The following is a 12,921-nucleotide window of genomic DNA, read 5'->3' as shown; positions in this document are numbered from 1 at the left end:
AGCGCTCACCCGAAGAAGCCGATCACCTCGTCGAGCTGCACGACGTGGCAGTAGATCATGTTGATGATCTCCAGTTCGTGGCGGTGCAGCTCCATGGTAGCGGCCGCGCAGCAATCATCCACCACGACCACTCCGAAGCTTTCGTCCGCCAGGCTGCGCACGCTCGAGGATACGCACTGATCCGTGAAGATGCCGACGCAGATCACGTCCTTGATGCCCATGTTATGGAGCAGCAGCCGGAGATTGGTCCCGGTCAGCGCGCTGTCCGTGGTTTTCAGAATGGTGATATCATCCGCCTGCGGGGCTAGCTCTTCCACGATCTGCCCCTCCGCGAGGTCTTTCGGCAGGAGCAGGTAGTTGAAGCCGGGCTTCTTCTGGCTCAGCGAGCGGTCGCGCCCGTCGGACTTCAGGCAGGCTATGCGCGCGAATATTACTTCCACCCCACGCTGCCGGCATTCCGCGATGAGCTTGGCGATATTAGGGATCACCGTCTGCCGCATGCGGTCGTAGAAGGGCTGCCAGCGCGCCGTCTCTTCCGGAGAGTCCTTCGGCGCGAGATAGGTGTTCTGCACATCGATCACGAGCAGCGCCGTTGTGGCCGGATCCAGCCTGATGTCGGCCGGCTCTTCTGCATTGGCGTAGTAGAAGGAACGGTAGGCGGTCTTCCAGCTCATTTTTTCCTCTCCATTCGCCGCGCGATCAGCGCGCCGATCTCGCGCGTGGGAAACAGCCCACCGGGCTTCAGGATCAGAACCGCGATCATCGCGAGCGACAGCACGATCTCCGTCAGCCCGATCACCGGCTCGGCCGTCACCTTCGCGTCGTTGAGCACCCCTTCGACGCCGCGCAGTCCTTCGTAGGCGGCAGTGACGATGAAGGTGCCGACCACCGCGCCGGTCACGGTATTGGTGCCGCCGATCACCAGCATCGACAGGATCACGAAGGTTTCCTTCAGATAGAAGGCCTTGGGCGAGAAGGACGTGATGAAATGCCCCCACAGCGCCCCCCCGACCCCGGCAAAGAACGCCGCCAGGATGAAGGCCCGCCAGCGCAGCGCCGGGATGTTGACGCCCATGGCGGCCGCGGCGCGTTCGTCGTCGCGACTCGCCCGCAGCAGTCGGCCGGTTCGCGACTCCTTGAAGGCCAGCGCACCCACGAGAGCGATGATCGCGACAAGGGCCGCGAGATGGAGATTGGTCGCCTTCGGCAGGCCGAACAAGGTGCGCGGTCCATTGGTGAGCGCGCTCCAGTGCGTCATGGCGGTGTAGAGCACGACCAGCAGAGCGAAGGAGGTGATCACTGCGGCGGCATCCGAAAGCCGCATCAGCGGATAGGAGATGGCAGCGGCCACCAGTGCAGCGAGGATGCCGGCCGCCCCGATCGCCAGATAGGGCGACAGCTCGACACCGTGCAGGAACGGATAAAGGTCCGGCAGCGCCATGCCCTTCATCTGCACCGGAATGGTGAGCACGGCGGAGGTGTAGGCCCCTACCCCCATGAAACCCATATGCGCGAAGGACAGGATGCCGGAATTGCCCATGAACAGCTGCAACCCGAGTACCAGCACGAGCGAAATGCAGAGGTTGGTCACGATGCGGTCGTAAAGGCGGATACCGAGCGCCTGGGTGACGAGCACGACGACGATCACAAGGCCGGCAAGAAGTGCTGCGGTGAGGAGGTGCTGTTTCATTGTTTCCTCACGTGCGCTGTCCCGAGGCCGGCCCTTTGACCAGCCCCTCCGGCCGCCAGAGCAGGATCAGGATCACCAGGCTGAAAGTGAAGGCGTCGCGGAATTTCAGGAGGTCCTGCGGCAGCGTGTAGTTGAGCGTCGTGTCGATCAATGCCAGCAGGAAACCGCCGACGACCGCGCCGGAAAGGCTGCGCATGCCGCCGATGACCGTGGCGATGAAGGCAACGAGCAGCGGCTCCAGCCCGATGCCGGGAACGACGGTCCCGATGCGGCCGATCCACAGCAGTCCGACCACACCGGCCAGAAAGCCGGAGATGGCAAAGGCGGAGGAGATGATGAGGTTGGCGGGCACGCCGAGCATGCGGGCCATGGTGAAGTTGGTCGCGGCAGCGCGCATGGCGATGCCGAGCACCGTCCTGCGCATCAGCAGCGCGAAGAGCGCGAGCAGGATCACCGCGGCTGCGATAGTGATCAGGTTGCGCAGCGGCGTGATGGCGCCGCCGATCGTCACCGTCTCGGAGAAGAGGTCCGGCAGGGGCACCGTCTGGGGCCGCGGCGAGATGAAGAGAAGCGCCGCGTTCTGGAGCAGTGTCGAGAAGGCGAAGGAGGTGATCAGCACCGCCGTCACCGATTTCGCGCGCACCGGCCGGAAGGCGATATAGTCGGTTGCGATGCCGGCAAGCACAGCCATGCCGACAGCCACCATCGCCATTATGAGCCAGGGCAGGCCGGAGCCACCGACCAGGAACATGCTGTAGCCGGCGACCATTATGAGCTCGCCATAGGCGAAGTTCACCAGCCGCAATATGCCGTAAACGATGACCAGTCCGAGCGCCATCAGCGCATAGGCGCCGCCGAGGCTGAGGACATCGATCAGGAACTGGATCGCGAAGGTCATCTGGAAGGCCGCCCGTTCGCCGTCATGCCACTACGCTCCCAAATACAGCGCCGAGAGGTCCGTCTGGGCGCCGATCTCCGCCGCGGTTCCAGACGCTGCGATCCGGCCGAGCCGCATCACATAGGCGCGGTCGGCCACCGATAAAGCCTTGCCGACGTTCTGTTCGACGAGCAGGATGGTGACGCCTGTTTTCTTCAGTACCGCGATCATCTCGAAGATCTGGTCGACGATCACCGGCGCCAGCCCGAGCGACGGTTCGTCGAGCAGCAGGACCTTGGGCCGCGACATCATTGCCCGGGCGATCACCAGCATCTGCTGCTCGCCTCCCGACAGAGTGCCGGCCGGCTGGGCGGCGCGCTCGGCAAGCCGCGGAAAGAGCGACAGCATCCTGGCGCGGTCCTCGGCAACGCCTTTGCCATCGCCGCGCCTGATGTAACTGCCCAGCATCAGGTTCTCGTCGACAGTGAGATCGGGGAAGACGTCACGCGTCTCGGGCACGGTCGCGATACCACGCCGTACGATGGTCTCGGGCTTGCCGGAGGTGATATCCTCTCCGTCGAGATGCACCGAGCCGGCAGCTGCCTTCAGCGCGCCGGCGATGCACATCAGCGTCGACGATTTACCGGCGCCGTTGGCCCCGACGAGCGCAACAAGCTCGCCCGAAGCGACTCTGAGCGAGATGCCGCGCACGGCGCGGATCGCGCCATAGCGGACCTCGAGTTCCTCGACTTCAAGCATGGGCTGCCTCTGAACCGAGATAGGCTTCGATGACCGCGGGATCGCGACGGACCTGATCGGCCGTGCCGGTCGCGATGGTCCGTCCTGAGGCGAGAACGTGCAGGCGATGGCAGAGCCGCATGATAAGCCCCATGTCGTGGTCGATGATCAGCAGGCCGAGCCCGCGCGCCTCAGGCAAGGCCGCGAGCGTGTGCAGCAGCGCCTCCGTCTCGGCTTCGTTCATCCCCGCGGCAGGCTCGTCGAGGAGCAAAAAGGACGGATCGGCGGCCAGAGCGCGGGCGATCTCCACACGCCGCTTGTCGCCGTAGCTCAAGGCGGCGCCGAGCTCGTCCGCCTTGCCGGCAAGGGCGAACTCGGCGAGCAACGCCTCGGCCTTGGCGCGGGCAGCACGATTGCTATCGCCGCGCGCCAGCGCAGCAGCCTCGATATTCTCGACCACCGTCATGTTGTTGAAGAGCCGCACGATCTGGAAAGATCGCGAGATCCCCTTGAGCGCTATCTGCCGCGGGGCGAGCCCTGAGATCGTCCCGTCACCGAGCATGACTCGGCCGCCGGCGAGCGCCACCTGGCCGGTGATCGCATTGATCAATGTGGTCTTGCCCGAGCCGTTCGGTCCGATGAGGCCGACGATCTCGCCGGCATTCAGCGCGAGCGAGACGTCAGACAGCGCCTTGAGCCCGGCGAACTCGACCGAAACGTCGATCGCGTTGAGAGAGGATTTCGGCATGATGCCCCCGCAAAAGGCGCCGGGGCGAACCCCGGCGCGGATGTTTGGCTCAGGGGGCCGGCAGCGTCTCGGGCCGACGCCAGCCGAGGAAGGTCGGCTTGCCACCCTTGAGCTCGACCACCACGGCCGACTTGTTAGGCACGTGACCCTCCTCCGCCGTGCCATAGTCCAGATCGCCGGTGAGCAGCTTGAACTGCCCATCCTCGAGCGCCTTGGCGACGGCGGCACCGTCGGTGCTGCCGGCGGCAGTCACGGCCTGCGCCATCATCATGACCGTGTCCCAGCCGGTCGCGACGAAAGCCGTGTCGGGCGCGGCGCCGTGCTGCTTCTGATACAGGTCGAGGAATTTCTGCATGTCCGGATGCGCTTCCGGCGTCATGAAAGTGTGGGTGACGAAGAACACGTTGTTGCCGAGCTTCTCGCCGAGCGCCGCATGCATGGCCGGATCGTCATAGGCGTCGCCACCCAGGACCGGCGCGTCGTAGCCGACCTCGCGCAGCGCCCGGATGATGGCACCGATGTCCTGGCCGTAGGACGACAGGAAGATCACGTCGGGCTTCTTGCCGAGCGCCTGCAGCCGGGCGAGCTGCGCGGAGAAGTTGTTGTCGCCATTGGTGTAGGTGTCCTCCAGGATCACCTCGCCGCCATCGGCCTTGTACTGGGCGATGAAATATTTCGACAGCGACTTGGTGTAGGCGATGAACTGGTCGGTGACGACATAGGCTGTCTTCCAGCCCTTTTCCTTGAACGCAAAGTCGGCGGCGACCGCTCCCATCGTGGTGTTCCACATCGAGAGGGTGAATTGCTTGTCGCCGAGCGACCATGACGAATAGAGCGGGTCGGATGCACAAGTCGAAATGCCGACCAGTCCGGCCGCCTGCGCCTCACGGCTTGCCGGCCCGCCGAAGTCGAAGTCGCACGGCGCCATGATAAGATTGGCACCCTTGTCGATCAGCTCGACGGTGACATTGCCGACCGTCACTGGATCGGACTTGCCGTCGATATTGATGAACTCGACCTGCTTGCCGAGCACGCCGCCATTGTCGTTGAGGTATTTGACCGCCACCTCGGCGCCCTTCACGCCGGGCGTGTCGAGCGGCGCCTGCACACCGGTGAGCGACATCGCGCCGCCGATGATGATCTTGTCATCGGCCGCATGGGCAGCACCGGCCGCCAACAACAGCATGGCTGTCGTCCCGATAAGGCTTCTGATCGCAATCTGCATTGTGTGTTCCCCTTTCGCTTGTCGACTGCTGCATCTGTGGCAGCTTGATCGCTGGACCTTACGCTAGCCGCGATCCAAGCCCTCCACAATTCCAAAACCAGACGCGGTGGCCCGTACGGTGATCATTTGGCTGTCCTCTCCTTCCATGACTTGGGAAGCGCCGATGCGAGCCCCTTCGGCAGGAACAACAGCACGACGATCATTGCCACCGCGATCAGCATGAAACGCCCCTCGGCGAGACTTTCGAAATTGGCGAGTCCTTCCGAGACGAAGGTCAGCACCAAGGCCGCAAGCACCGGGCCGTAGATGCTCGACGTCCCACCGACAAGCACCATGCTCAAAATGAGCGACATGGTCGAGAAGCCGAAAACCTCCGGCGAGGCGACACGCAGATAGATGACGAAGAAGCCACCCGCGATGCCGGCAAAAAAGGCGCTTACGACGAGCACCTTCAGCCGCTGCACGGCGATCGGGATCCCACGCGAGCTGCCGTAGTCCTCGTTGTCGCGCAGCGCCACGATGGAAAGGCCGAAATCGGAGCGCACCAGACGTCTCAGGCAGGCGACCGCAACGAGCATCATGGCGAAGGCGACATAGTAGTAGCCGAACTTGTAGTCGCGCAGGAAATTGTAGCCGAACAGCTCGACTGTCGGCACGCGGACGAGGCCTTGCGTGCCGCCCGTGACGACGGACTGGCTGATCACCACCTGCAGTACAAGCTGGCTGAAGGCGAAGGTGACGAGCACGACATAGACGCCCTGCAGCCGCACCACCGGCAGGGCGACCAGGGCTGCGGCCGCCGAGGCGGCAACTCCGCCGACCAGCATCGCCAGCCAGGGATCGAGCCCGAGCAGCTTCGCCGTCAGGCCGGTCGCGTAGACGCCGATCCCGAAGAAGGCGACATGGCCGAAATTGAAGATACCCGCATAGCCGAGGCTGAGATCCCAGCTCGCGGCGACGACGGCATAGATGAAAGAGATGATGAAGAGGTGTCGGACATAGGTATCCTCCACCACCAGCGGCACCACGAGCCCCAGCGCAACCAGTGCGGCCAAGCCGAGCGCCTTCGTGTCGAGCTTGGATCGCATCAGCGCACCACCTTGCCGAGCAGCCCCTGCGGCCTGACGAGCAGGACGACGATCAGGAGGATGAAGATCATCGACGGCGCCCAGTAGATTCCGATGAAGAATATCAGCGCCGCCTCCAGGAGCCCGATGAGATAGGCCGCCAGGATTGTGCCGCCGAGTGAGCCGAGGCCGCCGAAGATGACGATGATCAGAGCCTTCACCAGCGGCTCGGAACCGAAGGCAGGCGTCACCATCCGCACCGAGCCGAGCAACACGCCGGTCAGCCCTGCAAGGGCTGCCGAAAGCGCAAAGGTGATGATGAACAGCCGCGACACGTCGATGCCGATCAGCCTCGCCGCATTCGGGTTCTGCCCGACGGCGCGGATGCCGCGCCCTATGCGCGAATTGCGCAGGAAGAGCCAGAGCAGGCCGAGGATCACCGGGGCCAGAACGATGATCAACGTCTCCTGAGCCGAGATCGTGGTCCCGAGGAAGTTCACCTGGCCGGGCACGATCGGGCGAAGCTGCTTCAGCCTTGCGCCCCAGACGAGTTGCGACCCCTTTTCGATGAAGATCATGGCGGCGAGTGTCGTCATGACCGTGATCAGCAGGATGTCGCGGTGATCATAGAAGGGACGAACGATCAGCCGCTCCATGAGTATGCCGGCGCCGACGGCGGCTGCGATCGCGACGGCTATTCCGGCGCCGAGCCACAGGCCGAGCCCGGCCGCATCCGACACCGTCCATGCGACATAGGCGGCGAGCGTCATCAGCGCGCCGTGCGCAAAATTGAAGATGCCGAGCGTGGTCCAGACCAGGGAGAGGCCGCTCGCCATGAGCGCGTAGACGGACGCCAGCACGATGCCGCTCACGAAGACTGCGCTGATCGTGTCGGCGGTCATGGCGCGGCGTGCTCCCCGAAATACATGTCCATGATCTCCTGATGGTCGACGTCGCTGCCGCGGTCGATCTCCCGGGCGATCTCGCCATGGTCGACGAAGTACATTCGGTCGACCAGCGAGAGCACGAAGGAGATGTCCTGTTCGACGATGAGCATCGGCATTCCGCGCGCGCCTATCCCCGCAATGGCGATGGCCAGCTCTTCCTTCAGCTTGGGCGACAGTCCAAGCGTCGGCTCGTCGAGCATCAGCATGCGAGGCGCGCACATCAGTCCGACGCCGATCGACAGCATTTGCCGCTCGCCGCCCGAAAGTGTCCTGCATTGCTGGCGGCGCCGTTCCGCCAGCCGCGGGAAGAGCTTGAGCACATAGTCGAGATTGGCCTTGCGCTCTCCGCGCGCGCGTTCGGTGAAGGCCGCCAGCTCCAGCGTCTCCATGATTTCCATATCGGGGAACAATGTGTTCGCCTGCGGCACATGGATCAGCCCGCGCTCGACGATCCGGCGCGAGGAGAGCCCCGCAAGCGGTTCGCCCATGAAGCTGATGCTTCCTTTCCTCGGCACGATCACCTTGGAGACGGTATTGAGCAGCGTGGTCTTGCCGTGACCGTTGGGGCCGAACAGGCCGACCCGCTCGGCGCTCCCGACATTGAGGCTCACCCCGCGCAGCACGTCATAGGCGTCGTAGCCGGCGTGAAGGTCGCGCACTTCCAAGACTTTGGCCGCCTCACTCAAAGCACGACCTCCCGTGATCCGAGATAGGCCTCGACGACCTTGGGGTCGCGCACGACGTCGCGTGGACTGCCGGAGGCGATGATCCGGCCGTAGTTGAGCACCATCAGGTGTTCGGAAACGCCGAGCAGCAATGGCAGCACATGCTCAATCAGCACGATGGTGATACCGCGCCCGCGGACCGTCCTGATCAGCGCCGACAGGCCGGCCACCTCGGGCTTGGTGAGGCCCGCTGCCGGCTCGTCGAGCAGCAGCACCTTGGGCCGGCCGGCGATCGCCGAGGCGATCATGAGTTGCTTGCGCTCGAACACTGAGAGTTCCGAAGCCGCCTTGCCTCGCCGCGAAGGCGGCAGCTCGACATCGTCCAGCGCCTGTGCCGCCAGGCTCCTTGCCTCTCCGCTACCGATGCCGGCGCAGTAGACGGCGCTGGTATAAACATTCTCGAAGGCGCTCAGAGTGGTGAACTCGGCATCCTTCTGAAAAGTCCTCAGCACCCCTGCCCTGCTGATCTGATGCGGCCGCAAATGATGGATCGGGCGACCCGACAACAGCACCTCGCCGCTGCTTGGACCGAAGGGAATGCCGGTCATCACATTGAACAGCGTGCTCTTGCCGCTGCCATTCGGCCCGGCGATACCGAACACCTGCCCGGATACGATCGAGAACGACACGTCGTCGACGGCGACGAGCGCGCCGAAGCGGCGCGTGACGTTGCGCGCTTCGAGGAGGGGGGCGCTGTCCATCTCTGCAGCCATAAAACGGTTCGATGCAAAACGGGGCCGCACGGATCCAACCACGCGGCCCGACGGCTACTCGGCCTATTTCATCCAGGGCGGCGTGCGGAACTCGCCGGTCGAATAGGCGGCGGGATAGAACAGCACGCGCTGTCCGTCCCACAGCTGGAAGAACTGGATCGGAATGGCATCGTCGCCCTGCACCGCGAGATGGGTCGCCGGATCGAATTTCAGCTTGCCGGAGGCAATCTGCTTCTGGGTTTCGCCGATCGCCTTTCCGATCTCCAGCCGCTTGGTCGGGTCACCGACTTTGGCGAGCGCGTCAGCATAGAGATAGACCTCCTCATAGAGCGAGGCCCCGTAGGAGCCGGTCTTCACGCCGTAGCGGTCCTGGAATTTCTTCGAGACCTCGGCCGCACGCGGATTCTTGGGCGTGTCGAGGACGCCGCCGAGCAAATTGTACATGATGCCGTTCGCCCGTTCCTTGGTGAGGTCGAGGAACTCCGGAACCGACGGCGCATACTGAATGAAGACGAGGCTGTTGGTCGGCGTCTCCAGGAACTGCGTCATGAATTTCGCAGCGTTGCCGGGCAGGTAGTCGGTGTTGATGATCACAGCCGGCTCGTCCTGACGTACACGGGCAAGGAAGGCCCGCCAGTCGTTGATTTCGCCGAACGGCAGAAGATCAGCCGAGGTCACCGTCCAACCGGCCGCCTCGAAGCTCTTCTTCAGGCCGTCCATGACGGTCTTCGAGTAAGGATTGTCCGAGGAGATCAACGCGACCTTCTTGTTGGGCAGCTTGAGCTTTCCTGATTCTTCAAGCTGTTTGATGACAGGCACCATTGCCGTCTCGTAAGCGTCATAGGACGGCGTCAGAGACCAGACGGTCGGGAACTCGTCGGGCTTTGGCGCGATGATGTCGCGGGTCTGGGCCGAATTGGCGGAGATGAGATAGGGCATCTCCTGCTCGGCCATCAGCTCGATCTCGAAATTGCTGCCGCTGGCATAGCCGGTCATGATCACGTTCAAGTCGCGGTCGCCGGCCAGCCGCTCGAAAGCGCTGGTGACGACATCGGCCGCCTGGTCCTGCGTGTCGCCGACGACGACCTCGAACTTGTAGCCGGCCACCCCGCCCGCCGCATTGATCTCGTCGACGGCGAGCTTGGCGCCATTGACCATCTCGTTGCCGTCGGCGGCGGCGCCACCGGTAAGCGGCGCCAGCACGCCGATCTTTGCGACCTTGTCCTGAGCGTATGCAGGCAGTACCGCGAGAACCGCTGCGGTCAGCAGCGCGTTCCTCATGAAGGCTGAGAGTTTCATTGCTGTTCCCCTGTTTTTTGCTTTGATGATCAGCGGACGCCGCACCAGTCGATGATGGCGGCGGCCAGCGTCTTGGTCGTTTCCTCCAGCGAGGCGATGTCCACGTATTCGTCGGTGCCATGGAAGCCATCGCCGGTAGCCCCGCAGATCATGGCGTTTACGCCGGCCCCGGCGTAGTGCGCGCAGTCGGCGACGGCGATGAACCCGGAGATCTTCGGCTTGCCGCCAAGCTCGGTGCGACGCTTGTAGAGCGACTGCACCAGCGGATGGTCTGGCGGAGTATCCATCGGCGGGAAATGCAGGCCGCCGAGTTCCCACTCGACCTTGATCGGGTGCTGCTGCAGCCAGAGATCCTGCTGACAGAAGTGATGGACGAAGTCCTCGAACTCCGCCCGGATCTCCTGCTTGGTCTGGTTGGGCAGGAACTTGTAGTCGAGGTCGATCACGGCCACGTCGGGGATGATGGCGGGGTTGGTCAGGATCAGCGGCAGGCCGTCCGGCCCGAGCCCTGCGCCCGCCCGCATCACGCCAACGTTGATCGTATTCATGCCCGGCGGCAGCAGCGGATGCTGGCGGTTGCGGCAGCGCGAGCTTTCGAAGTTCCTGAGCGCATCGAGAAAGCGCACGGCGATGTCGATTGCGTTTACGGCGGGGCGCAGCCGGGCCGGTTCGTCCCGCTGCGGCCAGATCTCGTTGTAGCGCCAGGCGGAATGACCCTGGCGGCCGGTGATGGTGATGCGGATCCATTCGAGTCCGCCTTCGCAGACCTGGATCTCGCCCCAGCTTGGTTCCGTGATGATCGCCGCCTCGGCCAGATAGCCGCGCTTTACGGCATCGATCGCACCGAAACCGCCGGTCTCCTCGTCAACAACGGAGTGCATGGCGATCCGCCCGTCGAGCTCGATGCCCGCCTTGCGGATTGCGCGTATGGCTGCAATCGCCGCGGCCACGCCACTCTTCATGTCGACCGCGCCGCGTCCATAGAGCCGGCCGTTCTTGATCTCGCCGCCGAACGGATCGACTGTCCACGAGCCGCGCTCGCCGACCGGAACCACATCGATATGGCCGCAGAGCAGCAGGCTACGCTCCTCAGAGCCCGGCAGCTGCCCGATGACGTTCGGCCGGTCCTCAAACACGTCCCAGCGGTCAATCGACATCCCGATCGACTTCAGTTCGGCCTCGACCGCATCCTGCACCGCGCTTTCCAGGTTCTGGTCAGGATCCCTGATGAATTTCGGATTGACCGACGGTATGCGAACCAGCTTCTGGGTGAGATCTGTCGCGTAATCCTTTTCCTCGTCGATCGCCTTCCAGGCGGCTTTCACTGCGGCTTCGGAACTGGCCATTCGCTTGGTCCCCTTTTCTTGTTTCGTATTGCTGTCAGCTGGCCGGCGTCCGGGCGCCGCCGATCTCGGCAATCAGCGCCTCGGTCGAGACTTGCCGGCAATAGCCCTTGATGGCGCTCAGCGTGTTGTCGTGGCGTTCCTGGCTGTAGGTTGCGCAGGCATCGGGAACGAGCGTCACGAGATAGCCGAGGTCGCACGCATCACGGATGGCAGACTCCACGCACTGGTCGGTGACCACACCGGACAGCACCAGCTGCTTCACGCCGAGATTGCGAAGGAGGTAGTCGATATGGGTCGACACGAAGACGCTCGACGATGTCTTCGGCAGCACGATCTCGTCCTCGCCGGGCGCGATCTCGTCGATGACTTTTCCGTCCCATGATCCTTTCGGTACGTGGAAGCCGGTGATCTTGTAGTCGAGGCTGCGATCCCGGCCATCCTTGGTCAGGCTCTCGATGGTCGTATAGAGAACCTCGATGCCGGCAGCGCGAAAGCCCTTCTGCAGTCGCTGCATGTTCGGGATCACGACCGACTTCAGCCGATCGAAATAGTAGCCGTATTTGCCGGTGATTTCGCTGTCCGGCACGTCCTTGAACTCGCCGCCGTCGCGCCTGACGGAGAAGTTCTGCACGTCGATGAAGAGCAGCGCCGAGGCTTTGGGGTCGAGAGGCACCTCTCGGGTTGTCGGGAAATCAGCCATCGGTATCTTCTCTCTTCTCCGTTTTGGCAGCGACCAGCGCGTCGGCCAGGCGCGCCGCCCAGATGTCCTGTCCTTCAGCGGCGGCGATCAGATCGTTGCGTATCTCGAGCAGCAGGTGCGGAATGCCGCGCGCCTCGCCATGGACCGGGATCGTGTAGTCCGTTCGGTCGTCGACCACGTAGGGCTCGTTATGGGCCGAGGGCACATCGCGATTGCGTGCCCGGAATGCAGCCAGGAAGCGTTCAGTGAAGCTGCCGTCGCGGTTCGACAGCGCTCCCAGGTGCCACGGCCGATCGGGCCCGCCGACGAGGCGCGGTGTAAAGCTGTGTACGGCAACCAGGATTGTCGGGCTCTGTAACGCGACTCGCCGGTCGAGCAGCTGCGCAAGCTCACGGTGGAACGGCTGATGAATCTCATCGAAACGCCGGCGGCGCTCCAGCTCTGTCAGCCGTATATTTCCCGGCACCGGCGTGCTGTCGCTCTGTTCGGGAAAGCAGTCCGGCGCCTCGATGGGGCGATTGCAGTCGACGACCAGCCGACTGTAGCGCTGTAGCACAAGCGGCGCGTCGAGCAGCGCGGACAAGCGTCGCGACAGCCCATCCGCGCCGACATCCCAGGCGATGTGCCTGTCCATGTCGGCCTGCCCCACGCCGAGGTCGCCGAGCCTTTCGGGGATCACTCTGCCGGCATGCTCGCAACTGAGGACAAAGGGCGAGCTGCCGTCGGCATTGACGGTCTCGACCGGCTGCGGGTCGCGCTCGGACAGCAGCGTTGTCGGGGTTTCGCTCGGTTGAAGCATGTTGACCCGAAACTCGTGAAAGCCAGCCGCCTTCCGGGGCCGTCCCG

Annotated in this window: 14 protein-coding genes; all 14 read right to left on the bottom strand. The window is 63.8% G+C overall.

Going from position 1 to position 12,921, the window contains the following annotated elements; translation table 11 throughout:
- Nucleotides 1-5: 5 nt before the first annotated feature.
- The 14 genes from SAZ10_RS30760 to SAZ10_RS30695 all read right to left on the bottom strand — a co-directional run bounded on the left by SAZ10_RS30760 (nt 6) and on the right by SAZ10_RS30695 (nt 12,874).
- Nucleotides 6-674, bottom strand: a complete 669-nt coding sequence (locus SAZ10_RS30760; RefSeq protein WP_318613296.1) for an isochorismatase family cysteine hydrolase — start codon at nt 672-674, stop codon at nt 6-8.
- Nucleotides 671-1,690 carry a branched-chain amino acid ABC transporter permease gene (locus SAZ10_RS30755; RefSeq protein ID WP_318613295.1) on the bottom strand — a complete coding sequence of 340 codons (1,020 nt, stop codon included), beginning with the start codon at nt 1,688-1,690 and terminating at the stop codon, nt 671-673. The genes SAZ10_RS30760 and SAZ10_RS30755 overlap by 4 nt, the downstream gene beginning before the upstream one ends.
- Nucleotides 1,691-1,697: 7 nt before the next feature.
- A complete protein-coding gene (locus tag SAZ10_RS30750) occupies nt 1,698-2,588 on the bottom strand; it encodes a branched-chain amino acid ABC transporter permease (RefSeq protein ID WP_318613294.1) in 891 nt (296 codons plus the stop codon).
- Between the two features lie 30 nt (nt 2,589-2,618).
- Nucleotides 2,619-3,326, bottom strand: coding sequence for an ABC transporter ATP-binding protein (locus SAZ10_RS30745; RefSeq protein WP_318613293.1), 708 nt, complete (start codon nt 3,324-3,326; stop codon nt 2,619-2,621).
- On the bottom strand, nt 3,319-4,053 hold the full coding sequence (locus tag SAZ10_RS30740; RefSeq protein WP_318613292.1) for an ABC transporter ATP-binding protein: 735 nt from the start codon (nt 4,051-4,053) through the stop codon (nt 3,319-3,321). The genes SAZ10_RS30745 and SAZ10_RS30740 overlap by 8 nt, the downstream gene beginning before the upstream one ends.
- Nucleotides 4,054-4,102: 49 nt before the next feature.
- Nucleotides 4,103-5,239 (bottom strand): ABC transporter substrate-binding protein, encoded by a 1,137-nt coding sequence (locus tag SAZ10_RS30735; RefSeq protein ID WP_318613342.1) that lies wholly within the window; start codon nt 5,237-5,239, stop codon nt 4,103-4,105.
- Nucleotides 5,240-5,400: 161 nt separating this feature from the next.
- Nucleotides 5,401-6,366 (bottom strand): branched-chain amino acid ABC transporter permease, encoded by a 966-nt coding sequence (locus SAZ10_RS30730; RefSeq protein WP_318613291.1) that lies wholly within the window; start codon nt 6,364-6,366, stop codon nt 5,401-5,403.
- Nucleotides 6,366-7,247 (bottom strand): branched-chain amino acid ABC transporter permease, encoded by an 882-nt coding sequence (locus SAZ10_RS30725; protein ID WP_318613290.1) that lies wholly within the window; start codon nt 7,245-7,247, stop codon nt 6,366-6,368. The genes SAZ10_RS30730 and SAZ10_RS30725 overlap by 1 nt, the downstream gene beginning before the upstream one ends.
- A complete protein-coding gene (locus tag SAZ10_RS30720; RefSeq protein WP_318613289.1) occupies nt 7,244-7,978 on the bottom strand; it encodes an ABC transporter ATP-binding protein in 735 nt (244 codons plus the stop codon). Before SAZ10_RS30720 ends, SAZ10_RS30725 begins: the two co-directional genes overlap by 4 nt.
- Nucleotides 7,975-8,718, bottom strand: coding sequence for an ABC transporter ATP-binding protein (locus SAZ10_RS30715; RefSeq protein ID WP_318613288.1), 744 nt, complete (start codon nt 8,716-8,718; stop codon nt 7,975-7,977). Before SAZ10_RS30715 ends, SAZ10_RS30720 begins: the two co-directional genes overlap by 4 nt.
- A gap of 75 nt (nt 8,719-8,793) precedes the next feature.
- Nucleotides 8,794-10,029: an ABC transporter substrate-binding protein gene (locus tag SAZ10_RS30710; RefSeq protein WP_318613287.1), complete on the bottom strand. Its 1,236-nt coding sequence runs from the start codon at nt 10,027-10,029 to the stop codon at nt 8,794-8,796.
- 29 nt (nt 10,030-10,058) lie between these two features.
- Nucleotides 10,059-11,375, bottom strand: coding sequence for an ArgE/DapE family deacylase (locus tag SAZ10_RS30705; RefSeq protein ID WP_318613286.1), 1,317 nt, complete (start codon nt 11,373-11,375; stop codon nt 10,059-10,061).
- A 34-nt stretch (nt 11,376-11,409) separates the two neighbouring features.
- Nucleotides 11,410-12,075 carry an isochorismatase family cysteine hydrolase gene (locus SAZ10_RS30700; RefSeq protein ID WP_318613284.1) on the bottom strand — a complete coding sequence of 222 codons (666 nt, stop codon included), beginning with the start codon at nt 12,073-12,075 and terminating at the stop codon, nt 11,410-11,412.
- Nucleotides 12,068-12,874 carry an N-formylglutamate amidohydrolase gene (locus SAZ10_RS30695; RefSeq protein WP_318613283.1) on the bottom strand — a complete coding sequence of 269 codons (807 nt, stop codon included), beginning with the start codon at nt 12,872-12,874 and terminating at the stop codon, nt 12,068-12,070. The genes SAZ10_RS30700 and SAZ10_RS30695 overlap by 8 nt, the downstream gene beginning before the upstream one ends.
- Between the last annotated feature and the right edge of the window lie 47 nt (nt 12,875-12,921).

The organism is Mesorhizobium sp. BAC0120, from assembly GCF_033542235.1.
Taxonomy (GTDB): Bacteria; Pseudomonadota; Alphaproteobacteria; order Rhizobiales; family Rhizobiaceae; genus JAWRCU01.
Note: the sequence above shows the minus strand (reverse complement) of the source record. Positions and strands in the feature narration are given on the sequence as shown.

What these genes read in the sequence shown, in the direction of transcription:
- SAZ10_RS30725 (WP_318613290.1), bottom strand. Translation starts at nt 7,247, where the DNA reads ATGACCGCCGACACGATCAGCGCAGTCTTCGTGAGCGGCATCGTGCTG.
- SAZ10_RS30715 (WP_318613288.1), bottom strand. Translation starts at nt 8,718, where the DNA reads ATGGACAGCGCCCCCCTCCTCGAAGCGCGCAACGTCACGCGCCGCTTC.
- SAZ10_RS30755 (WP_318613295.1), bottom strand. Translation starts at nt 1,690, where the DNA reads ATGAAACAGCACCTCCTCACCGCAGCACTTCTTGCCGGCCTTGTGATC.
- SAZ10_RS30695 (WP_318613283.1), bottom strand. Translation starts at nt 12,874, where the DNA reads ATGCTTCAACCGAGCGAAACCCCGACAACGCTGCTGTCCGAGCGCGAC.
- SAZ10_RS30705 (WP_318613286.1), bottom strand. Translation starts at nt 11,375, where the DNA reads ATGGCCAGTTCCGAAGCCGCAGTGAAAGCCGCCTGGAAGGCGATCGAC.
- SAZ10_RS30710 (WP_318613287.1), bottom strand. Translation starts at nt 10,029, where the DNA reads ATGAAACTCTCAGCCTTCATGAGGAACGCGCTGCTGACCGCAGCGGTT.
- SAZ10_RS30735 (WP_318613342.1), bottom strand. Translation starts at nt 5,239, where the DNA reads ATGCTGTTGTTGGCGGCCGGTGCTGCCCATGCGGCCGATGACAAGATC.
- SAZ10_RS30730 (WP_318613291.1), bottom strand. Translation starts at nt 6,366, where the DNA reads ATGCGATCCAAGCTCGACACGAAGGCGCTCGGCTTGGCCGCACTGGTT.
- SAZ10_RS30700 (WP_318613284.1), bottom strand. Translation starts at nt 12,075, where the DNA reads ATGGCTGATTTCCCGACAACCCGAGAGGTGCCTCTCGACCCCAAAGCC.
- SAZ10_RS30745 (WP_318613293.1), bottom strand. Translation starts at nt 3,326, where the DNA reads ATGCTTGAAGTCGAGGAACTCGAGGTCCGCTATGGCGCGATCCGCGCC.
- SAZ10_RS30750 (WP_318613294.1), bottom strand. Translation starts at nt 2,588, where the DNA reads ATGACCTTCGCGATCCAGTTCCTGATCGATGTCCTCAGCCTCGGCGGC.
- SAZ10_RS30740 (WP_318613292.1), bottom strand. Translation starts at nt 4,053, where the DNA reads ATGCCGAAATCCTCTCTCAACGCGATCGACGTTTCGGTCGAGTTCGCC.
- SAZ10_RS30760 (WP_318613296.1), bottom strand. Translation starts at nt 674, where the DNA reads ATGAGCTGGAAGACCGCCTACCGTTCCTTCTACTACGCCAATGCAGAA.